Source organism: Pseudomonas brassicacearum subsp. neoaurantiaca, assembly GCF_013608025.1.
Lineage (GTDB): Bacteria > Pseudomonadota > Gammaproteobacteria > Pseudomonadales > Pseudomonadaceae > Aquipseudomonas.
The window spans coordinates 215882-237367 of sequence record NZ_VDLV01000003.1; the positions used below are offsets into that span (position 1 = coordinate 215882).

General features: G+C 53.8%; 17 protein-coding genes. 5 read left to right on the forward strand and 12 right to left on the reverse strand.

Going from position 1 to position 21486, the window contains the following annotated elements:
• Positions 1 to 16: 16 nt before the first annotated feature.
• The 4 genes from FHK92_RS02965 to FHK92_RS02980 all read left to right on the forward strand — a co-directional run bounded on the left by FHK92_RS02965 (position 17) and on the right by FHK92_RS02980 (position 5270).
• Positions 17 to 784: an ABC transporter permease gene (locus FHK92_RS02965; RefSeq protein WP_181286747.1), complete on the forward strand. Its 768-nt coding sequence runs from the start codon at positions 17 to 19 to the stop codon at positions 782 to 784.
• A 36-nt stretch (positions 785 to 820) separates the two neighbouring features.
• Positions 821 to 1816, forward strand: coding sequence for an ABC transporter substrate-binding protein (locus FHK92_RS02970; RefSeq protein ID WP_181286748.1), 996 nt, complete (start codon positions 821 to 823; stop codon positions 1814 to 1816).
• 81 nt (positions 1817 to 1897) lie between these two features.
• Positions 1898 to 3145 carry an OprD family porin gene (locus FHK92_RS02975; protein WP_181286749.1) on the forward strand — a complete coding sequence of 416 codons (1248 nt, stop codon included), beginning with the start codon at positions 1898 to 1900 and terminating at the stop codon, positions 3143 to 3145.
• A gap of 61 nt (positions 3146 to 3206) precedes the next feature.
• Positions 3207 to 5270: a 3-hydroxyacyl-CoA dehydrogenase NAD-binding domain-containing protein gene (locus FHK92_RS02980; protein ID WP_181286750.1), complete on the forward strand. Its 2064-nt coding sequence runs from the start codon at positions 3207 to 3209 to the stop codon at positions 5268 to 5270.
• Between the two features lie 56 nt (positions 5271 to 5326).
• Here FHK92_RS02980 and FHK92_RS02985 read toward each other — a convergent pair whose 3' ends face one another.
• The 7 genes from FHK92_RS02985 to FHK92_RS03015 all read right to left on the reverse strand — a co-directional run bounded on the left by FHK92_RS02985 (position 5327) and on the right by FHK92_RS03015 (position 11756).
• Positions 5327 to 6205: an alpha/beta fold hydrolase gene (locus FHK92_RS02985; protein WP_181286751.1), complete on the reverse strand. Its 879-nt coding sequence runs from the start codon at positions 6203 to 6205 to the stop codon at positions 5327 to 5329.
• Positions 6206 to 6222: 17 nt separating this feature from the next.
• Positions 6223 to 7014: a molybdate ABC transporter substrate-binding protein gene (locus tag FHK92_RS02990; RefSeq protein ID WP_181286752.1), complete on the reverse strand. Its 792-nt coding sequence runs from the start codon at positions 7012 to 7014 to the stop codon at positions 6223 to 6225.
• A 28-nt stretch (positions 7015 to 7042) separates the two neighbouring features.
• Positions 7043 to 7978: an SMP-30/gluconolactonase/LRE family protein gene (locus FHK92_RS02995; protein WP_181286753.1), complete on the reverse strand. Its 936-nt coding sequence runs from the start codon at positions 7976 to 7978 to the stop codon at positions 7043 to 7045.
• Between the two features lie 26 nt (positions 7979 to 8004).
• Positions 8005 to 8949: an amidohydrolase family protein gene (locus tag FHK92_RS03000; protein ID WP_219915927.1), complete on the reverse strand. Its 945-nt coding sequence runs from the start codon at positions 8947 to 8949 to the stop codon at positions 8005 to 8007.
• 61 nt (positions 8950 to 9010) lie between these two features.
• Positions 9011 to 9829 carry an SDR family NAD(P)-dependent oxidoreductase gene (locus tag FHK92_RS03005; RefSeq protein ID WP_181286754.1) on the reverse strand — a complete coding sequence of 273 codons (819 nt, stop codon included), beginning with the start codon at positions 9827 to 9829 and terminating at the stop codon, positions 9011 to 9013.
• A 10-nt stretch (positions 9830 to 9839) separates the two neighbouring features.
• Complete coding sequence (locus tag FHK92_RS03010; protein ID WP_181286755.1) at positions 9840 to 10400, reverse strand: carboxymuconolactone decarboxylase family protein; 561 nt, start codon at positions 10398 to 10400, stop codon at positions 9840 to 9842.
• Positions 10401 to 10415: 15 nt separating this feature from the next.
• Positions 10416 to 11756, reverse strand: a complete 1341-nt coding sequence (locus FHK92_RS03015; protein WP_181286756.1) for a cation:dicarboxylate symporter family transporter — start codon at positions 11754 to 11756, stop codon at positions 10416 to 10418.
• A gap of 166 nt (positions 11757 to 11922) precedes the next feature.
• On the opposite strand from FHK92_RS03015, the gene FHK92_RS03020 reads away from it, so the two are divergent.
• Positions 11923 to 12855: a LysR family transcriptional regulator gene (locus FHK92_RS03020; RefSeq protein WP_181286757.1), complete on the forward strand. Its 933-nt coding sequence runs from the start codon at positions 11923 to 11925 to the stop codon at positions 12853 to 12855.
• A gap of 486 nt (positions 12856 to 13341) precedes the next feature.
• Here FHK92_RS03020 and FHK92_RS03025 read toward each other — a convergent pair whose 3' ends face one another.
• The 5 genes from FHK92_RS03025 to FHK92_RS03045 all read right to left on the reverse strand — a co-directional run bounded on the left by FHK92_RS03025 (position 13342) and on the right by FHK92_RS03045 (position 21477).
• Positions 13342 to 15351, reverse strand: a complete 2010-nt coding sequence (locus FHK92_RS03025; protein WP_181286758.1) for an AAA family ATPase — start codon at positions 15349 to 15351, stop codon at positions 13342 to 13344.
• Positions 15352 to 15615: 264 nt separating this feature from the next.
• Positions 15616 to 16092 (reverse strand): hypothetical protein, encoded by a 477-nt coding sequence (locus tag FHK92_RS03030; protein WP_258232555.1) that lies wholly within the window; start codon positions 16090 to 16092, stop codon positions 15616 to 15618.
• Positions 16093 to 16206: 114 nt separating this feature from the next.
• A complete protein-coding gene (locus tag FHK92_RS03035) occupies positions 16207 to 18168 on the reverse strand; it encodes an integrase (RefSeq protein ID WP_181286759.1) in 1962 nt (653 codons plus the stop codon).
• Entirely contained in the window at positions 18165 to 20048 is a 1884-nt protein-coding gene (locus tag FHK92_RS03040; RefSeq protein ID WP_181286760.1) for a hypothetical protein, read from the reverse strand. Before FHK92_RS03040 ends, FHK92_RS03035 begins: the two co-directional genes overlap by 4 nt.
• Positions 19993 to 21477 carry a site-specific integrase gene (locus tag FHK92_RS03045; RefSeq protein WP_181286761.1) on the reverse strand — a complete coding sequence of 495 codons (1485 nt, stop codon included), beginning with the start codon at positions 21475 to 21477 and terminating at the stop codon, positions 19993 to 19995. The genes FHK92_RS03040 and FHK92_RS03045 overlap by 56 nt, the downstream gene beginning before the upstream one ends.
• Positions 21478 to 21486 lie beyond the last annotated feature (9 nt).

Here is a 21486-nt window from a genome sequence, read left to right on the forward strand (position 1 = left end):
TGTGAAGGATAGAACAATGAAAATATTCCTTGGCCGTTTAGCGATTTTTATCGTGCTTTTCACCTCTTGGCAGGTTGCATCTGGCCCATTGATCGACCCATTCTTTGTCAGCTCACCTGTTGAAATTGCCTCTAGATTTTACGATTTGGTTGCTAGCGGCAGGCTGGTCGCTCATGGCTGGATTACTGTCGTTGAAACGCTGGCCGGCTTCGTTCTCGGTGCGTTTGCCGGTATTTCAGTTGGGCTCCTGCTTGGTCGCAACGAACTACTGGCGAAACTGCTCGACCCCATCCTCATATCGATCTACAGCCTTCCGAAAGTCGCCTTGGCGCCGCTGTTCATTATGTGGTTCGGCATTGGCATCGAGATGAAAATCATCCTGACGGCGACGATCGTGTTTTTCTTGGTATTCCTCAATACCTACAGCGGAGTCCGTGCCGTTGACCGCGAGCAGCTGGAGATCTTGCGTCTGATGGGTGCCAAGGAGCATCACCTGATTAGCAAGGTGGTCTTCCCCTCTGCCATCCAGTGGGTGTTCACCGGCCTTAAGTTGTCGGTTCCTTACGCACTGATCGGAGCCATTGTCGGTGAAATCATGGCCGCCAATAGAGGGCTCGGCTATCTGCTCCAAGACGCAGCAGGCCAATTGGATACAGCGGGAGTGTTTGCGGCCTTGGTCGCCATCATCGCGCTTGCCCTGATTCTTCAGGCAGTCGTGCGATGGGTGGAAGCACGGTTGATGCCCTGGAAGAAGGATCTCAACGAACGCGAAGCTTCAGTATGACCTGTCCATAAACCACAACAAGAAACAGGTGAATTTATGTTTTTCAAAAAAATCGTAGCCAGCGCCGGTCTTTCTGCAGCCCTAGCACTGTCTTCCGTGGTAGCTCATGCGCAAGAGATCAAGGTTGCTCTGGGTACCGACGGTTTTGTTCACATGCCGTTGTTCGTGGCCGTTGATGGGGGCTTCTTCAAGGCCAAGGGTCTGGAAGTTGAGCTCATAAAATTCAAAGGCGGAGGCGCTGCGACCTCAGGTCTGGCGAGTCGCAGTGTCGAGTTTTGCTCCTGCGCCATTCAGAACTCAATCAACGCAAAAGTTAAGGGCGCCGACCTAACCCTCTTGGCGCGAATGGTCGGTCAATACGCTAGCAACGTGGTTATCAGCCAGGAAAAAGCTGCGGCTCTTGGGATCACCTCTGACACGCCGATTGACCAGCGCTTGAAAGCGATGAAAGGGCTCAAAATCGCGGTAAGTGGCGCCGGTGGAAGCGCGGATTTTCTTGTCCGATTCCTCGGCGAGAAAGCCGGGCTATCAGCGGAGAAAGACTTCACCCTTCTGTATCTGAACAGTGCGAGCGCCATTCTCACTGCTTTCTCTCAAGGTCGGATCGACGGTTTTGCGTTGTCGTCGCCAACCTCTGATAGCGCCATCTTGGAGCACCGAGGTTTCACGCTGCTGGACATGGCCGATGGGCAAGTGAAAGAGCTGGATGGGTATCCGTCCATTGCGCTGAGCGCTCGCACGGATTGGGCAACAGACAATTCGCAAACCGTTAAAGCCTTCATGGGCGCCTTATCCCAGGCAACCACACTGATTAACGAGCACCCTGATCAGGCCATGAAGCTTGTACGGAGTCGCTTCGAAGGTACTCCGGACGATGTCTACGCCGCCGCTTGGAAGTCCAACAAGCACTCATTCCCTCAGACTCCCTATCTGAGCGAAGAGGATGTCGCCAGGGCGATCCGCTTCCTCGGAAACGTGCAAGGCCAGTCGATACCTGGTACCGCAACTGACTACATGACCTCGATGCGTTAGTCGAACCCAAACTACCTGAATGAAGCTTAGCCACGCCGCCCAGCTAAAGGCGGCGAGGTGAAGTGCTGCCTGGAATAACGTATGAATAATAAGAATTGTGTTGGGGCATGGGGACTCGTTGGCGTGATCTGCCCTTGGTTTGGCACGCCTCAAGCAGCAGGCTTTCTTGAAGATGCCAAGGTAGATGTGGAGGCCCGAAATTTCTACATGAACCGCGATTTTCGAGACGGGTCGGGTCAATCAAAGCGCGACGAGTGGGCCCAGGGCTTTATCCTCCGAGCGCAGTCGGGCTTCACCCCAGGCACGATAGGGTTTGGTCTTGATGCAATCGCAATGGTTGGGCTAAAGCTGGACTCTAGTCCGGATCGGACAGGCACCGGTATCTTGCCCGTCCACGACGACGGACGCGCTCCGGATGAATACTCCAAGGCCGGATTGACCGCAAAAATACGCGCCTCGAAAACCGTGCTCAGATTCGGAACGCTGATCCCCAAGCTCCCGACGTTGCAACCGAATTTTGGGCGCTTGCTTCCTCAAACGTTCCAGGGGGGAATGGTTGAGTCGCGAGAGTGGAGTGGGTTAGAGCTGGTCGGCGGGCACCTCGATCGAGTCACTGATCGAGATCAGACGGCAGCCACAGGGCTATCGTTGAACAACAAAAATCGGCGGTTTTCAGGAACGCTGGATGCTGGTTCGTTCGACGTTGGTGGCGCGGCTTACCGCTGGGATAAAGCTCAGCTCACCTATCAACTGGCTCGGCTGGAGGACGTTTACCAGCAGCATTTCTTCGGCTTGCAGACCTCACAGGAGGGTAGCTGGGGACGATTCAAATCTGATGTTCGCTTCTTCGTCAGCGACGACACGGGTCACGCTAATGGTGGCGATATCGACAACCGGGCATTGAGCGCGATGGCCACCTACGAATGGAAGGGCCACGCCTTCAGCCTAGGGTATCAGCAAATGTTCGGCAGCTCCGCGTTCCCCTATGTTGACGGTACCGATCCCTACCTGGTGAATTTTGTGCAGGTTGGGGATTTCGCTGAAAAGAACGAGCGTTCCTGGCAGGTACGTTACCAGCGTGACCTCGCTCCTTGGGGCCTGCCGGGAATGACGTTCATGACTCGTTACCTGAAAGGCTCCAACGCTGAGGTTCTAGCGACAGATGACGGTCGCGAGCACGAGCTGGACATCGAGTTGCAATACCGCGTCCAGTCCGGGCCCTTCAAGGCTCTTGATATCCGTCTTCGTAACGCGATCTACCGAGCAGATTTTACCCGCGACACCAACGATACGCGGGTAATCGTGAGTTATCCCTTCTCGATCCTTTGATACCTTGGCTGGCGTCGAGGGATCGCTGCTGGCCGCATGTTTGACACATGAGGAAGCCTCCATGGAATTTTCGGTAAACCTTAGAACTGTCGATGAAGTCGGCGTCATCGAAATCAGTAATCCTCCCGTCAACGCCTTGTCTCAGCGTGTACGAGAGCAGTTGTTGGATTGCACCATCCGCGCTCAGGCTGATTCTCAGATCAAAGCCATCGTAGTGGCGTGTACCGGGAGTACCTTTGTGGCCGGCGCAGATCTCAAGGAATTTGACCTTCCATTGGGCCCTCCTCATTTGCCCGATGTTCTGCGAGTTATTGAGGACTGTATCAAGCCTGTTGTCGCAGCCCTCCACGGTTCGGTATTGGGGGGAGGATTGGAGCTCGCCTTGGCTTGCCATATGCGCGTCGCTCTGGATACCTCAATACTGGGGCTGCCAGAGGTCAGTCTGGGGTTGATACCAGGTGCGGGCGGTACACAACGATTGACCCGGTTGTGTGGGCACCGGGTCGCCGTGGATATGGTGATCGGGGGTGACCGTCTCAACGCCACTCAGGCTCGAAATGCTGGCCTGGTGGACTCGGTTGTGTCTGCGGATGTTTTGGCGGCGGCCATCTACGAAGCCAAGGCCATGACTGCCGCAAGCAAAGAGTGGTCTCGTACACGGGATCGTGTGCCACCTGAGAACGATGCTGATCAACTTCAGCAAAGGGTGTCAGCTCTGCTCAGCAAAAAGAAGGGTGAGCACGCTCCGGCGAAAGCGCTTGAGGCCATTAACGCTGCGCTTTCTCTCCCATTTGATGACGCGATGGCACTCGAACGCGCCATGTTTGTTGAGTTGCGGCAGTCCGCTCAAGCCAAGGCTCTTCGCTATGCTTTTTTTGCCGAACGAGAATTGGCAGGTCGTGTTCGTAAGCTCGCAAGCGTTAGTGACGCTCCGTCGGTTCAGGAGGTCGCGGTCATCGGCTCCGGTACGATGGGTACCGGCATCGCCATCTGCCTTGCCAATGCAGGAATCAGCGTCCAACTCATCGATGTCCAGGACGCCGCCTTGAACAAGGGAATGCAGGTTGTTCAGGAGTACTACCGCGATGCCCAACTCAAAGGCCGCCTGAGTGAAGAAGACGCTGCTGCTCTTTGTGCGCTCATCAAACCCAGTAATGTTCTGGCGTCGGTAGCCTCTGCTGATCTTGTCATCGAGGCGGTTTTCGAGGACATGTCCGTCAAGCGTGATGTATTCCGTCACCTGGATGACCTCTGCAAACCTGGGGCGGTGCTTGCAACCAACACGTCCTATCTGGATGTGGAGGCAATCGCAAACTGCACGAATCGGCCCCAGTATGTACTCGGTATGCACTTCTTTAGCCCTGCGCCAGTGATGAAGCTTTTGGAGGTGGTGCGCACGCCTGCGACCGATAAGGGCGTGTTAGCTTCAGTGCTTGTCTTGGGTCAACGCTTGGGGAAGGTCACCGTCGCGGTTGGCGTTTGCGACGGCTTTGTAGGCAATCGCCTTCTTGCTGCTCGCGAGCGTGAGGCGATGTTCCTTCTGGAGGAGGGCGCAACACCCGAGCGCGTGGATCGCGTGATGCGGGACTTCGGTTTCCCAATCGGGCCATTCGAGCTTCGTGATATGGCTGGGGTAGATGTCGCCTGGCGTAATCGTCAGGGACGGCTTGCTCAGCTTACGGAGCGAGAGCGCCGCTGCGACTGGGTAGACAAACTTTACGCCGCTGGGCGCTTGGGGCAGAAAGCATCAGCGGGTTTCTACCGCTACGAGGATGGAAGCCGCCGTGCCCAGCCCGACGCCTGGATCGAGGATGTATTGAATCAGCATCGCCATGCCTTGGGTATCCAGGTGCGCCACATCACAGACAAGGAGATCGAGGAACGCTGTCTCTTCGCGATGATCAACGAGGCGGCTTGGTTGCTGGACAACAACATCGTCGAAAAAGCGAGTGACATTGATCTGGTGTGGCTCAAAGGGTACGGATTTCCGAGGCATCGTGGAGGATTGACCTACTACGCCGATCAACTCGGCTTGAAGCACATTTTGAAGTCGCTTCGATCATACAACCGAGACGCCGGCGCCGAACTTGCTAGTTATCTTGGCGAGCGTTCGACGTTTCTGTGATCCAACACAGAAATGAAAAAGGCGCACTATGTGCGCCTTTTTCGTTGAGCTTATCTTTACTGCTTGTACTGCGTATGAGCGAACTTAGAGATTGCCTCAGCCATGGCCTTGGGCTGTTCTGGCGCCATTGCATGGCCCGCATTTTTCAGCACCACTACCTGAACTCGGTCACCAAGCATGCTTTTCAGGACACCGGAGAAACGGCGTGGTGCAACCGCATCGGCTTCGCCTTGGAGATCTAGAATAGGGGCTTTACCAGCAGCGAAGTAGTCATCAACAGGTGTGGTGTTGCGAGCATGCCCTTCGGCGTCGTGAGTTTCCTCATGCCAACCACCAAGCCATACGGTCGGGTCATTGCCAGGCGCGAAGAAGGCCTTGCGCAGATAGGTTAGGCGCTGCTCTTCAGACAGAGACATATCACCTGCGCCATCGATCGCTTGGCGCATTTCAGCGTTGATAGGCTTCTCTGTCGAGCCAGGCGGAACCTTGCCAGCTGATGCAGCGGCTAGAACGACCCCGCGCACCAGGTCAGGTCGATCGGCAGCTAGCATGCGTGCTGGAAAGTTGCCCCAAGCATGGCCGACCACGACTACAGGGCCCTTATTCTCGTGTTCGACTACTGCTGCTACGTCACGAGCGAAGTCGTGTACTGACAGGTTTTCCATGGGCCCTTTGCTTTTGCCGACCCCACGAGGCTCAGGTCTCACTACACGAAAGCCCGATGTCTGCAGATAGTCGGCAACCTTGTCGTAATCCCGTCCGGAACGGCCTAGGGAGGGCAGCATTACGATGATTGGCCCTTTGCCTTGGGAGAGCACTTCAATTTGCACGTTATCGTAGCTCACAACGTTGTGCTCAAGCGTGCTGCTCGCCATGGAAACAGCCGAACTAAGTGTCAGCACTGCGCCCAGCATGAAAGAGGAAATTTTTGTCATTTTTTTTGTCCTGAGAGTTATTGGTTGCGTGCTGGTTCAAGGCCGCTTTTTTCCAGCAGCTGACGTGCAGCCGGGCTGTTCAAAAACGCGATGAATTCTTGAGCTGGCAGGGCGTTGTTGGTGTCCTTGGCGACGGCAGCACAGAAGCGACTGATCTTTTGCACCTCATCGGGCAGTGGGCCTAGGTAATCCACGCCTGGGGTTACTTTCAGCTCGCTCACTTGCTGCATGCCGATGTCGGCTTCGCCCCGGGCGAGCGCTGTGCCCACGAGCTCTTTGCCCTCAATCTCTACGGTCTTACCTTTCACCTGATCGCTGATGCCGAGGTGCTGGAACAACTGAGTGCGGACATACACACCACTGGCACCCTGCGAATAGGCAATCCTGTCGCTTTTTAGAAGCGCCGATTTCAGCGTTTCAACACTTGAGATGTCCGGGTGTGACTTTCCAGCGGGTACCCCGACACCTATTCGAGAGTCAGCGATTTCGCGCCGGGTTGAGAGATCAAAAACACCGGTCGGCGAGAGCAGGTCGAGCGTTTCGTCAGCCATAATGGCCAAGTCCATCGGTTCTTTGTGCTTGATCCGTTGAGGAATCGATTCAAGCGAGTCGCCCATCGAAGGGCCCCAACTGATGTTTAGAGTATTGCCGCTGGCCTTTTCATATGCGGGCTGCAGGTATTGCATTGCCCCTTTGAGTGCACCGCTTGCGATGACTTTGAGCTCGGCAGCTTCTGACAGTTGGGTAAAGGACAACAAGCTAGCGAGCCCTGTCGTCACTAGTAGCGGAGCAGTTTTTGTTTTTTTCATGGTGCTTCCTTCGATAGGTGCAGCGTGCTTAAGCGCCGCGAGTGTTTACGAACAGCGAATACAAGGATGTGGTAGATGCCATGAGCAAACGGTTGCCCCGAGGGCCTCCGAAACACAGATTTGCGCAGCGCTCCGGCAGGTCTATGTGGCCGATTGCAGTGCCATCGGGCGCAAATATTCGTACGCCATCCAGACCTGGCTCCGGCGCACCCCAGCCACACCAAAGATTCCCGTCGACATCGACGCGAAGTCCATCGGGCAGGCCGGTACCCGCATCGATCAGCAATCGGCGATTGCTGATGTCGCCTTGTTCATTGACGTCGTAAGCAACGATGCGGCGAGGGCGCGCGCGGGACTCAACCAGATACAGCGTTGTTTCATCGGGCGAGAACGCGAGTCCGTTTGGGCCTTCAATATCTTCGGCAACACAGTTGAGCGTGCCGTCGCGGTCTAAGCGGTAGAGGTTTGCAGGCAGGGACGGTGTGCCTTGGCGCCCCATGTAATCACTTACCAGGCCAAAGGGTGGGTCTGTGAACCAAATGCTGTCGTCCGATTTCACGACGATGTCATTCGGCGAGTTCAATGGCTTGCCTGCGTAGCTGTCAGCGAGCACCGTGATGCTTCCATCATAATCAGTGCGCGTGACTCTCCTACCGCCGTGCTCACAGACCAGTAGGCGCCCTTGGCGGTCTCGCGTCATACCATTGGCTTGATCCGATGGCTGGCGGAAAACACCGAGTACTCCAGTCGCCTCGTCCCAGCGCATGATTCGGTCGTTTGGCAGATCCGTGAAGAGCAGAAATCTGCCGTCGGCAAACCAGGCGGGGCCCTCAGCCCAGCGAAGGCCGCCGCCAAGGCGTTCGACTTTTGCATGGGCAAGGCGGTAATGCGCAAACCGAGGATCCAACTCTCGCACTGCCGGATCGGGTACGCGAGTGCTTGGACGCCATGTTGACTCGTCCATTTTTTTGTCTCCTAGTTGATCTAAGTTCAGGCGTAGAGGCGGGCTGGGTTGTCGATAAGAACTGCCTGCTGCAGCGCAGAAGTACTGCATACCTGACGAATGAAGCTGAGCAGCTGCGCGTCATCAGGAACAGGGCCTTTGATGTTCGGATGAGGCCAGTCCGATCCCCAAATTGCGCGTTGTGGTGCGCATTCGAGCAATCCACGAGCCTGATCAAGAGCTTGTGGCCAAGGCCCAGGAGCGCCTTGCATTGCCCGATCTACTCCCGACAGTTTGATCCACCGATGTGGGTGACTCAGGTGAGTACGCAGCTCTGCCAATTGGTTCGCGTCTATGGGTTTAGTGAAGTCCGGGCGTGCCATGTGATCAATGACCAAAGGGGTTGCAAGGTCTTCCCATTCCTTCAGAAATGGCAGCAAGTCAGATAGCTCACCATGCACCAGCACATGCCATCCCAGGGGCCCGACGCGCTCAGCCATGTGCCGAAGCTTTATTGGGTCGCGGGCACCTGGCAGGTGGCCCATCAGGTTAAAGCGGATACCACGCAAGCCACCTTTGTGAAGCGCTTGGAGCTCATCGTCAGTGGTACTTTCGTCAATGATTCCCACCCCGCGATAACGCCCCCCAGTGCTTGCGATTGCGCCAAGGATGGCCGAGTGATCAGTGCCATACGGGGCTGCCTGCACCAGGACACCGTTGCTGATACCCAAACGTTGATGAAGAGCGAGGAGCTCTGTAAACGGAGCCGGGGCAGGTGTATACGCGGCATTGGCTGGGAGGGGAAACTGACTCCATGGGCCGTAGATATGAGTGTGGCAATCCCACACTCCCGAGGGGTTAGAGGATGTCGACACGGTAGCTCCAAGAGTCTGTTCAAACGCGCCGCCGGCTAAACCTATGCCGATTGACGCGACTGCGCTTTGCTTGAGGAAAAGACGGCGTGCCGCCTGTTCGAGTGAAAGGTCGTCCATAGTCACCTGGCTCTTCTTATTTTTAGAACTGGGGCCCCATGATGAGAGGCCCCCGAAGAAATCAGTCGCAGCGAGCCGTCATGCCGCCATCGACTACGATTTCAGTGCCGGTGACGAAGCGAGATTCATCGCTGGCCAAGTAAAGGGCCGCGTAGGCGGTATCGCGGCCATCTCCCATGAAGCCGATTGGGATACGAGCCAGGCGCGAGTCCAGGAGCTTGTTCACGTCGCCCCCCGTGCGTTGTCCTGCGAGGCGAACCTCTACCATTGGCGTGTGCAGCTGGCCGGGTATGATCGTGTTCACTCGAATGCCTTTAGGGGCATATTCGACAGCGGTCACTCGACCCAGATGAATGACGCCGGCCTTGCTTGCGGCATAGGCGACCTGAGCTGATCCCGTGAAGCGAATCCCGGAAGTGGAAGCGGTATTGATGATCGACCCGCTTCCTTGGGCTTCCATGATGGGCAGTACGTGCTTGCAAGACAGGAAAACGCTTTTGAGGTTGAGCGCGATCTGTGCGTCGAACTTTTCCTCAGACAATGCCACTGCGCCGCCAGCAGCTGAACCGCCCACGTTGTTCACTAGAATGTCGACAGTACCGTAGGTAGCTTTGCATGCAGCCACCATGGCTTCGACTGCAGCGCTGTCCGTCACGTCGCAGGTATGAGCGGTGACTTCACCGCCGGCTTCGCGAATGCGGCCCAGAGTCTCCTCCATGGCATTCAGGTCGCGGTCAACGGCGAAGACTTTGGCGCCGGCCAAGGCAAACAATACAGCCACTGCACGGCCATTTCCCCAGCCTGTGCCGACACAGCCAGCGCCGGTGACGATGGCTACTTTGCCTTTCAGGCGATCGCTGGTTGGAAGAATATCGGTCATGGTTGAATCCTCAGCTAAGGGTGGTCGGCAGTTCAGGGATCGCACCGGCAGGTGGCGGAACCTCGAACACCTTGATGGTCATGGAGATCAGCGTGTAGTAGCCGGCGATGCCCACCAGATCGACTGCAGCGTCGGTACCCATCAGCGCGACAATTTCGCTGTACAGGTCGTCGCTGATGCCACGTTGAGCGTGCAGTTCGCGTACGAATTTGTAGACGAGCGCCTCGTCTTTTTGGGCAAAAGCTGGTTCATCGTCATCACGAATGGCGTCGATGATTTCAGGCGCAAGCCCCGCTTCCAGAGCGAACGGTTTATGAGCCGCCCATTCATATTCTGCGAGCCAGTGGCGGCCCATGAGCAAGATTGCGAGCTCAGAAAGGCGTGGTTCGAGGCACGTGTCGTAGCGGCAATAGCGGCCCAGAGCCTGCGCGCATTCAGCGAGTTCAGGGCGGTGCAGCCAGATAGCCAGTGGGCCTCGTACCCCTTTGCGCGGGCCGTTAGCGATGCGGTCATAAACTTCGCGCTGTGCTTCGCTCAAATTGTTAGGGTCGATTGGAGGCAGACGGTTCATGGGTAGAGATTCCTGTCAGGTACGCTGGGTGTGCGGCTGGTTTTTCTGGGCAGACTGATCGACTTCCGTCTGCGCTTCGGCATTCGCTGGTGGCTTCAGGAGGCTGCGGCCCGGAGTACGGCCTGTTTCTCGCTTGAAGTCTTCAGGGTTGAACGCACCTTCCCAGCGAGCGATAGCGAAGACTGCAATGGTGTTGCCAACAATGTTGGTCAGCGCCGTGGCCACAGCCATGATCCGGTCAATACCGAACAGCAAGCCCAGTCCACTCAGTGGAAGGGTTTGAACGGACTGCAGGGTTGCCGCGAGCTTGATGAAGGCGCCGCCCGCCACGGTCGTACCACCCTTTGAGGTGATGCTGAGGATGGCCAGCAAGCCGAGTTGCTGGAGCAGGGAGAATGGTGTGTCAGTCGCCTGAGCGATGAATCCGATTGCGATGGCCATATAGATCGCGGTGCCATCAAGGTTGAAGCTGTAGCCAGCAGGAAGCACAAAACCGACCACGACTTCGTCACAGCCACTGCGCTTCAGTTTTTCAATCAGGCGGGGGAATGCAACCTCTCCGGACGCAGTACCGAATACCAGCAGGATTTCGTCACGGATCAGTCGAAGCACGCTGCCGAACGGCAGGCCGATCGCCCAGCTGATGGTGCCCAACACACCGCATACGAAGAAGATAGAGGCGGCGTAGTAGACCCCGATCAGCTTCAGCAGATAAACCAGTGTGTCTCCACCGTAGCTACCAATGGCAGCAGCCATAGCGCCGAATGCACCGATTGGGGCGAGTTTCATGATGAAGCTGAGCATTTTGAAGAGAATGTTTTGTGCTTCGTTGATCGCTTTGATGGCCACGGAGTCGGGGGAACAGACCCGGTTAATTGCGATACCCGCCAACATGGAAATCAGCAGTACTTGAATGATGTCGCCTTTTGCAAACGCATCCACGAGCGTGTGGGGGATAAGGCTCAGAAGGTAGCTCACCATCGAAACGCTACCAGCCGCCGAGGTGGCCTTGATGGCATCGCTGGACTCCGCCATGCCGCCAGCGTGCATACCAACACCAGGTTCGATGACATTGACCAGGACGAAGCCCACAAGCATCGCGATGGTGCTTACCACTTCGAAGTAAAGGAGGGATTTGAGGCCGAGGCGACCGAGCTTGCGCATGTCTTGAACGTGCGTAAGGCCATGGACGAGGGTGACGAAAACGATAGGTGCCAGCATCATTTTCAGCAACGCAATGAATGCTTGACCAAGAGGCTTCATCGCAACCGCCCACTCAGGTGCTGCGAAGCCCAGGATTACGGCAGCGGCAAGTGCGATGAGAACCTGCACGTGGAGCTTTTTTAACTGATTCATGGCAGTTCCTAGCCCGGATCGGGCGTAATTATTCTTGTGTTGAGGCAAAGTGAAAATGGCCAGCCAGCAGTTTTCAGCTATCTGTTTGGAGCATAGAAAAATCTAAGGCTATGCACAAAAACCTTATTTTGATACAAAGCCATGCTGCACCGGCATAGGATTAACCATGGATATCAGAGAGCTTCGTTCGTTCGTAAAGGTCGCACAGTGCGGTGGGTTTAGCCGCGCTGCCCGTGAGCTATTCATCGCGCAGCCTGCTCTGAGCCGACAGATTGCGAAGCTTGAGGAGCAACTCCAGGTTGAGCTTTTTGTCCGACATGGCCGAGGCGTGCAGTTGACAGCAGCTGGTTCACGGCTGCTTGAGCGCGCCGAGATGATGCTTCGGTACATGGAAGAAACCAGCGACCATGTGCGCAATAGCGCAGCCGAGGAGCGTGGCCACCTCGCCATTGGGCTCCCTCCAGCCATCGGAATGATCGTGGGGCCACAACTGATCCGCAGGTTCAGAGAAAAATGGCCTAAAGCTTCTTTCCATGCCCTGGAGGGATTGAGTACGTCGCTCCAGGAGTGGCTCCTGGATGGGCGTATCCAAGTCGCGGTTGTCTACAACCAGCCGCTGCTAGAGGCTTTCGACGTTAGGCCTCTGTTCAGCGAAAAGATGGTGCTTGTCGGGCCTCCGGGTGAGCCCCCCCGATCGGTGCGGATGGCCGGGCTTGGAGATTTCCCGCTGATACTTCCTGGATTACCTCACAGTAACCGGCGCTTGGTTGATCAGGTGGCAGCGCAGAATGGTTTTCGCCTCAATGTGGCCTTTGAAGTCGACAGCGTTAGCTTAACCAAGCGTCTAGTTTCCGAAGGGTTGGGTTACTCGATCCTTGCTCACGCAGCCGTTCAAGAAGACATCGCTCGTGGCCTGCTAGTTGGCCATTCAATCGATAGGCCTGGGATCCGCTCGACGGTGTCTTTGACGACCCTGAAGGATCGCAGAACCAATCGTCTTGCCTTAAGCTGGGAAAGCCTTCTCTTGGAGACATTGGAGGAGTTGGTCACCACTGGCGCATGGAAAGATGCAACGCAATGGCTGATCAACAATGACTGAACGATGGTGTAGGTGAGTTCAATGTTAGGAAGATGCCAACCTACTGCGAGCTTCTTGTCGCTTTCAGACTTGGATTATGTGCTTCATCCTCGCACGCGAGCCTTAGTGAGTCGCCTGCATGAAAGAGGTCAGGGAACTATCCGATGGCTATCCCCCAGTTACGATTGCTGCAGAAACAATGCAGCGCCAGCAATTGTTTCAGAGGCAAACCTGCGTTAGTGACCGGGGCAAGGATCACGTCAGCTTCGTTGGACTTGCCACCGCCAATCCTTTACATGAAGGCGACTTAACAAGACGCTTAACGTCGCGTTCACAGGACGCTTACGTTGCGAGGATCTGGATACTTGAGGCCAGGAGCGGCCCTGTTTTTGGAGTTGCGATAGAGAGGGGAGGGGCTTGAGATCGGATTCATCCGCCGATGAAGTACCGATCAAGGGCGCACGGTTGTCGGGCGCGCATGGTCGGTTCTTCACTCGATAAAATTGGTCACTTCAAAGCAGCGTTGATTGCGTTAATGAGATTCGAACAGCCTACGATCTCATGTGCCGCCAGTTCAGAGACTGAGTGGTCGCGCGACCACCTGAGAAAGGCTTTTGCCAGCTTGTACTTCGAAAACTCCTTACCGACTGTTTTCAGAAGAATTTCGATTATAGGCATATCGGGGGCATTGGCAAGTGCGGTGTCGATATCCCAATTGAGATCAGTTTTAGCTACTTTTGCCAATGTGTTTCGTAACAAGTCCTCGACCTCTGCGTGCTTGATCGCGGGAACTACATAGTCTGACGTGCGAAGGATTCGCTTGTTGCCAAGGCGATGTACCAAAGTTTCCTGGCGGGCAGCTTGGTCTCCGGCATTATCCGAATCGAGTAGCGCTGCAACCTTGAGGTTATGGGAAGTTAGGATAGTTGCAAAATAAACGATCTTGCTCGCGGTGTTGGCTGGGACTAGCGCAATTTTCTCGTGTAGCGCCGCTTTTCCTCCTTCCTTGAGCAAGTTGGCAATTGCCTCGACATACCAGTAATCAGTTAGTCCCTCCAGAATTAGGTTCCGCTGACTGGCAAAAAGACTCTGAGCCAGGTCATAACCCAACGCTTCTTGAAGGGGCAGCAGCGCCGCAGGATCGCTGGAGGATACGGTTGTGTGAACCTTGGTACCGACTGCTCTATCCGTCAGCTCTATTACTCTGACCAAGTCGAGTTCATCCGGGCCAACTAGGAATGGAGAGTGGGTCGAGTAAATAGTTTGGTTTTCATCTGCAAGCATCGAAATGGTTTTTCTGAATTCTCGCTGCTTCAGGGCGTGAAGGCTTACCCCTGGCTCGTCTAAGAGTAAGACGGTGTTCTTGTGCTTACCTTTCGCTTCAGCAAAGAAAACGATGAAGAACGAGACCAGCCACTGGAACCCCTCCGAACGCTGATCAAGCTCCACCTCCACCCCGATATTGTCTTCTACCACCACCTTCAGGTACTGGCCATCTGCATTCAGCTTAAGCCTGCTGGCTTCAGCTTTCGTATCATCGGGATTCCAGACCTTAATGATCTGCTGGGTCAGTTCAACGCTGGCAGCATTCAGCTCGTACCCCCTCTGATCCAGCTTTGCTCGGTAATTTTCAAGGTCAGTCGTGGTGTGGCTTGGGTCAGACGCTTTTCCAAGGTCAGAAAGCTCCTGGGCCGTAAATCCAAGCAGCTTAAGCAAGCACATATTGCCATAGTCATAAGCGTCGTCATCTAAGCTATTGGCTTCCAAACGCTTAGCTAAATTCCCGAGGTGAATGATAGGCTTAACGCGGAAGTAGTTGCTGTATAGGACAAAAACTGGTCGGTTTTTGTTGAGGTGTAATCGAAATTTATTAATTTCAACGTCATCATCCAAGGCGGTGACGATGCTTTCCCATCGAGCAACCTCTTTCGCGTTGTCCTCATCCACGTAGGGAAGCATCTCGTCGAGCCAAGGCCTCACGGTTTCCGCCACAGCCCATAAGTATCTATATTGGGAGAAATTGCTAGTTAGTTTGTTGAAGTGATCAGTGCGAGGTTTGGAAGCCCCTTCCGCAACCCCCCGATCGAGATGGGCGGCCAGCCTTAATAGATCATTCTTGATGTCTTTAAAGTAAGGCGTTTCGACTCCAGCTAAATGATGGCGCCAGCTATTATCCAAATGTCGAGTGAAAATGTAGCTTAGTTTAAGCTTTTTTATTTTTTCAGGCGCGAGCTCCATTTCTGACTTATCTAACGCAAATGTTGCTGATACCACTTCAATATCTGCAGGCTTCAGTTCGCCTCTACTGATCTGCGTGTAGTTTGCCCTCGGATAGTCGCGAAGTGGGTTGAAGCCCTTAACACCCTCTGGCGGATTGATTTGTTGAACCGCTTGTAGGATCGCAGTTTTTCCTGCTTCGTTTGGGCCAACCAATATCGTTTTCAACCGTTCGATCTCAAATTCGCCGGTATCGATAATGCTTCGATAATTCTGGACTCGTACCTTACTCAAACGCATGGTCAATCCCTTTGCAACTCATGGATGTAGGTCATCTTGCACCATAGCCCAGAGCCCTAAAGAAAGACAGAAAACCCAGATTTCGCTTTGATCGGCTCATTTTAAGCATCACTATGTGTTGAGTGAGTGGGCGTTGGTAGCCGACGAACCGGCGAGCCAGCTGCAGGTGGGTTGCTCCGTGGCTCGGGGGTGTATGAGAGGTCGTCGACGATGATGGAGCAAGGTAGGCTGCTGCGGCCTGCCCTTACCCTCACCACGTATGGCTCAAGGTCGGTTCGGCGGATGAATGGGGACTACATTGTCAAGCTGGCGCAGACGGCGCTCCGATTTTTCCCAGGCACGCAGTAGCATAAGCTCCCGGCCCAGCGCCGCTTTGTACTTGTCCTCAAAAGATTCTGCTTCAGCTTTGGCTTTTGCTGTCTTGGCCTTGGCCTCACGTATCTTCAACGCACCAGGAAGACTTTGCTCCTCCTGCTCCTTGGCGCGCTGCTTGATCTCGCGAATCAACGCTGCATAAACGGAGCGCTGTTTCTTGATGCTGCCCGCGCTCTTACCTGCCTCCATGGCCACCGCGTTGAGTGTGATCTTCGTACCGGGTGGAACCACTTCGCTCTTGCCTGCCACCAGGCGATTTAGGGCAGCGTAATAAGGCTTCAGGGTACTCGATTCTTCAGGGCTGTCCGGCATCGGTGACTCCTTTGAAATCCAGTGTTGGCTGTGGTGGTGATGGTAGCTGACCATGGTCGATCCTTGGTACAGCTTGGCTGAGGGCATTAGGGGATCCGCGCGTGCAGGCGGGTCGCACCTGATGCCGCTCATATCCCAGATGACATGGCATGGGTCGATAATGCAGCTCTACCCCTTCGCTATGATCCGGTCTCGTATCTCCATGAAATCGATCAGGTTTTGCTGCTCTGCTCGGTACTCTATGCTTTCGGGATCAAGCTGCTCAAGGTCGAACCTCATGATGTTGATGGTTTCCTGCATGACCGATTCCTTGGCTAATAACGCTGAGCACCCTGGACATGTCTCGTAATTGCCGTGAGCACGCTTGTCACAAGGTTCTGCAGACGTACAAATTCCGAGCGGGCTTTCCTTGTGTGACCTGAGCCCCAGCCTTGCCATGCGCTGCATTTCTTCCTCAGTCTCACTCAGCCAGACAGAATCGTTACGTTCCTTCATAAGTTGCCGCCCCCGAGCGCCATAGAGGCGTTCCGAGGACTTGTAGACATCCCGAATGAACATAGCCCCATCGGCTTCTTGCTTGGCCTTCCTGAGCTCCTGGGCGAGTTCGGGATTAATGAGCGCAAAGTAGTAGTTTTTCGCTGAGCAACCTTTCGTGTAGTACTGAGACATGACCCTGGTGAGGTGCGTCAAGAGTCGCTTCAGCGAGGGCAATGTGATCAATCCGCTTTGAGCCGCAAATACCGCCATTGACCGGCGGAACTGATGACTGGAAGCGAGCCAAGGCTTTCCAATCTGGTATTTTTTGTCGCTCCGCCAGTCTCTTAGTGGGTCGATCGTCTCCAACTCCAGGATATCTTCATTTGTTATGAGGATAGGATCCAGGCGGAATTCAAGGTTCCGCTTCTTGAAGTGCCCGGCTTTGGCGTCTTTTCTACCATTGCTGACAGGGTGTACTGAGGTGCTTAAAAAGAGTGAATCCTTGTGGGGGGAGAAGGGGGAAAGAATGGAATTGACCTTGGTGAGTACTTCGATGGGCTTCAAAATGGCATCTGTTGTGATCCACTTTGTTGGCTTGGGTTTGCTGTGCAGCTTGGTACTGATGCCGATCACGTACAGAGCTTTTTTGTTCCACCCCTCCACCGGTTCCAAGCAACCTTTGCACAGCCCCGTCACTTCATGATCGCGCATCAAGGTGAAGAGGTGAATGAGGTTTTTTGCGCAATGTGCGGCTAGCGAAAGGAAACTCAGAAGCGAAGGAGCGCTGACCAAGTTGTATCTCTGGCATAAGTCCGTCAAGTTCAAATCTGCGACAGCCTGCTCGAAAGTAATCGGACTCTGCATGTGCGAGACTTTTTGAGCTTGGGTGCCAGGGCGACTTAGCTCTCTGTAGTGAGTGTTTTCGTTTTTGGCGAAATAGGGGTTTTCTACTGATCGCCGTAAGAAAATATCGATCTTGTAGTGATTCTGGATATAGTCGTCCAGGCAGTTAGAGTATTGATTGTACTTTTCCAGCAGGATTCGACTCGGAATGATTGGGGTCTGCTGCCCCTCGTTACGGGAAGATCGCGCGATTTTTTGCATGTAGGGAAATATCTTCCCATCCAGCATCAGGCCCCTCTGACTGCTATCAAGCTGATTTAGCGTTCTGACCAAAGCTACAAGATCTCGATTCAAGGTCTGGGGGATGGACTGCTGGAAGTCCTTGAATGTTGCGAATGATGAAAAGACGGTTTCAGCAGCAATGTTTGCTCCTGCGCAATAATTGCAAACTTTCTGCAGTAATTGTCTCATCTTGTGCATCGTAGAGAGGCGAAGGGGGAGCCCCGTTTTATTGTTCGTGGCAAACATCTTGGTAATGAATATTTTTTTACACAACAATGTATTGGACAGGGAGTGCGGGTTGGGGGTATAGAACGGCAAGAAGCTGAAATAAGGGTTGTCGCCCACGTGGAAAGCAAAATCAGCCAGTTTCCACTCATCGTCAGCGAGAAGGGTGATACCAACTTCATCGCTAGAAATCACGGTCTGCTCACTAAGACGGCGAAAATCCATGCCGTAATAAATGCGGGTGTGCAGGTCTTTTGCGTGGCGCAGGCTATCGCGTCGGGTATCGTTAGTGGCTTTGCTCATTGGATCACCTTGGTTCGGATGAGTCGGCTATAGAGTCGCTCCCAGTAGTCGGTAAGCTGAAAGTTGTCTGTGATCTCCTGTGTGATTCGTTCAATTAAGGCCCTGGCCTCCGGTCGGAATTGGATAAGTTCGGCCATTACAGCATCGATGCGGAGAATCGCATTGCCGTGAACGGTGTGGAACTGATGTACGTCGGTGCAGGCATTCAAGAACTCCGAGGTCACCCAGCGCATACTCAATACCTTCCGGATAGAGTTCTCGTCAGCATGCAGACGGAATTTGCTGCAAAAAATACATCCCACGAAGTTTCGGCAGTTTGGCTGGTAGGCCGTGGGGGGCTCTACGGTCTCCTTGGGTTCCCCACCCCCGCACCCTGATGCTGGGGTAGGCAGAGCGTAGTAGCTTTCGAAGATCTCGCGCGCGAGTGTCATAACCTCGGAGATCTCGTCGATTGCGTTTTTTTCTTCTGCGCCAGCATAATGCCTGAGAACAGTTTTACCGCTTGTTTGCATAAGGGCCGAGACTACTTCTACAGGATGGCCAGTACTGAGCAAGTAAACGGACTTGTACTTACGCAGTTTCTGATATCCTAGGCCGGAAAACTCTGGTTCCAGAAAGCTCCTGATTTTACCGTTTGCGAAATGTATGCATGAGGATTTAATAGGGGTTGGTTTGGCCGCGTCCTTAGTGATGTTTATGAATAGGTATGGGTGAGGCAGACCATTGGTGAGGTACTCGCGCAGCTCCAGGAACTTTTTGAAGTCTTTCAGAAATACCTTCTGGATTTCAAAATACTGCTCCATGCCACCAGCGCGCTGCTTGATAACGACGAAACCAGCATTTTCACTATTTTCTACAGTGTAATCATTTGACCACACCAGCTCGCGTAATGGAGCTTCATTAATTCCAGTATTGGCTACAAAATGAGAAATAAATGCATCTTGGGCCAACGCGGCTAGCCAAATCCGCTTCCGGTGGCGAAGGTTAAAGTTTGCATCTTCCAGCTCGCGTAACGCTTCGTGCCTCTGCCTGTTTAGATGACGTTCAGTCTGTGATGACCTGGTCTTGCACTCTTCTAAGGAATTGACCCTGCCATCGCGGTAATTCCAAAAAATATGATTTCCGACTTTAGCTGTGTGATGAACTGCCGGAGTGGTAATCGCGTACTCTGCTGGAAGGAGAGTGGCTTCAGTGTCCATGTAAGGAATACGGTATGGAAACGCCCGTCCTTTGAGCACGAAGTCTGTTAAGCCTTCGAATAGATAGCGGTAGGGAGTGAGGTGGTCGGTCATTTCCCCCATTGAGGGTGTTTCAGTTGTCTCCTTATTGAGGCTGCTGTGAGAGATGATGGGCAGGTCAGTGAGGAAGTTAAGAGGGGAGCCTGGGAAAAAAATGTAGGCGCTTTTGATCGCCTGACTCTGAAGGCGATTGGCAGTGAAGGTACCGATACCTTCAGGACTCCGAACTTGTAATTGCAAGTGAATAGAGAACTCGTCCAAGGCAGTTTTGTATGCTTCTGCGTTGGCTAGGAAATCGCAGTGGTGATTGGCATCACACCAGTCGCTGAAATTCACAAATTCGGTCGCGTTGGTATAAAAAGTATACCCACTGCCGATGTGTCGGTTGCCCGTTTCTGCGCACCATGCACGAACAGCGCGTGCACGTTCAGGGCAGAGAGATGACTCATCTACCGGTTTTGGGATCTTTCGGCTGTTGGCGTCGCGGCTGCCATAGCAGAGTGAACCGATACTGATTTGTCGGTCACTGGTGCAGCGAATTACAAGGCGCTCAATCGCGCAAGTGGAGATGACAGTTTGGTATTGGTCATTCGTCAGTGACTCCAGGTTGAGGAGGTGGACGGTTTGCTCGGCGCTGTTCATTCTTCGTCATTTCCGTTCGGACGAGGCTTTCGAGGTGAACTTCGAAGCCTGATTGTGCTTGGGCCAGGCGCGGATGATCCTGGTAGTATTTGAGGTAGCGCATAGTCACGTTTATATCCTCTTGGTTTAATCTATTTTTCAAAATGTCTAAAAGTTCGAGTTGGTTCATCTTTCCGTTCTCCATGTCGCCGCTATTATCTTCGATAAGGTTCATGCCAAAAGTGGCCCTTAGGTCATGAAGCTGGTAGTTGAAGCTTTTATTTTCTCGCTTCACTACCTCTATGACCTTCTTGCAGAAGTGGCGTAGTGCTGAACCTTTTTCGGTGCTGAAATCGAATAAATGCTCGTCTGCCTTAGCCACGTAATAAGGTTTTCCTGTGCGAGTCAGGAAAATATACTGCTGAGAGTCTTCCGTTATTGGGGACTTGGCCTCGCGTTGTTTGTGTCTGTCGGAATTGATATAAACGTGCAGCATATGGTGAACCCATGCGGGCATCATGACCACTTGCTCTTTACTGTTCTTTGCCTCCACCGGGCTATCTTCGAAGGCTACGTAGATTCCGTACAAGGCATATTTTTCGGGATCATCTTCATCCCCCACCCCTTGCGTGATAGAGTCGTGTCGTAGTGTAAGGTTGGTCTGAACCCGCATTCCGGTTGTCAGCCCAATAATGTGCACTAGCAGCATTTCTGGGTTTCCCAATTCAAACAGTGCCCGCATAACGCGATCCTGGTTTTCGCGAGATATTGGGCAGAGTTTTCCACCGTCAACAATGTATTTTCCTACCGGTATGGACTTGCTTTTTTTGAAGGTCAAGTCAGTTGAGATGACTTCCTTTATGTGGGTGTTGCCATGCCTGTCAGTGTATGGAATCTGCCGAGTCGTACTTACCCACATCACCTGCTTCGGCTTGAAGTTTCGGGTGGTGGTAAGCCAGCGATACAGTCCTTGGACACTGTAAATCTTACGGTTGCAATACCCTTTGCTGCGGGCACCGCTCATGATTTCGCTTTTGAGTGTCGCCCTATATCGGTACGTGGGGCGAAGGGATTGGGGGCCGTCAAAGTTTAGAAAGTCTAAGCCGCTGTCATCCATTTTGTTCATGAAGTCAGCAAGGTCACCCGCAGCGTTCGCTGCCGAGGATTCGCTCATGCCCTGTTCTGTAATTGCCTCGAATAGATAGAGGCTCCCTTCCTGCCACAACGCGCCATCAGGGCGCAGGATTACATATAGATGGGGGGCGTACTCGTCGGAGAGCCGGATTGGCCTGGTGGGATAGGGTTCGGGCTGGCCATCATCAGCATCGTAAGCAGCCATCCAGTCAAAGGCCTCTTCGGGCCTACAGGGCTCCCATAGCCTGACGTTCTTGAGGGCTATCTTGCGGTAGCGGGGAGGCGTTTGTGGTTTCTGGGGGCTCTGGGCTGGCATGGCAGGCTC

Bases quoted from the DNA above. Each gene is read 5' to 3' on its own strand.
- FHK92_RS03005 (WP_181286754.1), bottom strand. From the start codon at position 9,829: ATGACCGATATTCTTCCAACCAGCGATCGCCTGAAAGGCAAAGTAGCC.
- FHK92_RS03035 (WP_181286759.1), bottom strand. From the start codon at position 18,168: ATGAGCAAAGCCACTAACGATACCCGACGCGATAGCCTGCGCCACGCA.
- FHK92_RS02980 (WP_181286750.1), top strand. From the start codon at position 3,207: ATGGAATTTTCGGTAAACCTTAGAACTGTCGATGAAGTCGGCGTCATC.
- FHK92_RS02970 (WP_181286748.1), top strand. From the start codon at position 821: ATGTTTTTCAAAAAAATCGTAGCCAGCGCCGGTCTTTCTGCAGCCCTA.
- FHK92_RS02990 (WP_181286752.1), bottom strand. From the start codon at position 7,014: ATGAAAAAAACAAAAACTGCTCCGCTACTAGTGACGACAGGGCTCGCT.
- FHK92_RS03010 (WP_181286755.1), bottom strand. From the start codon at position 10,400: ATGAACCGTCTGCCTCCAATCGACCCTAACAATTTGAGCGAAGCACAG.
- FHK92_RS03025 (WP_181286758.1), bottom strand. From the start codon at position 15,351: ATGCGTTTGAGTAAGGTACGAGTCCAGAATTATCGAAGCATTATCGAT.
- FHK92_RS02975 (WP_181286749.1), top strand. From the start codon at position 1,898: ATGAATAATAAGAATTGTGTTGGGGCATGGGGACTCGTTGGCGTGATC.
- FHK92_RS02985 (WP_181286751.1), bottom strand. From the start codon at position 6,205: ATGACAAAAATTTCCTCTTTCATGCTGGGCGCAGTGCTGACACTTAGT.
- FHK92_RS03045 (WP_181286761.1), bottom strand. From the start codon at position 21,477: ATGCCAGCCCAGAGCCCCCAGAAACCACAAACGCCTCCCCGCTACCGC.
- FHK92_RS03030 (WP_258232555.1), bottom strand. From the start codon at position 16,092: ATGGTCAGCTACCATCACCACCACAGCCAACACTGGATTTCAAAGGAG.
- FHK92_RS02965 (WP_181286747.1), top strand. From the start codon at position 17: ATGAAAATATTCCTTGGCCGTTTAGCGATTTTTATCGTGCTTTTCACC.
- FHK92_RS03015 (WP_181286756.1), bottom strand. From the start codon at position 11,756: ATGAATCAGTTAAAAAAGCTCCACGTGCAGGTTCTCATCGCACTTGCC.
- FHK92_RS03020 (WP_181286757.1), top strand. From the start codon at position 11,923: ATGGATATCAGAGAGCTTCGTTCGTTCGTAAAGGTCGCACAGTGCGGT.
- FHK92_RS02995 (WP_181286753.1), bottom strand. From the start codon at position 7,978: ATGGACGAGTCAACATGGCGTCCAAGCACTCGCGTACCCGATCCGGCA.
- FHK92_RS03000 (WP_219915927.1), bottom strand. From the start codon at position 8,949: ATGGACGACCTTTCACTCGAACAGGCGGCACGCCGTCTTTTCCTCAAG.
- FHK92_RS03040 (WP_181286760.1), bottom strand. From the start codon at position 20,048: ATGAACAGCGCCGAGCAAACCGTCCACCTCCTCAACCTGGAGTCACTG.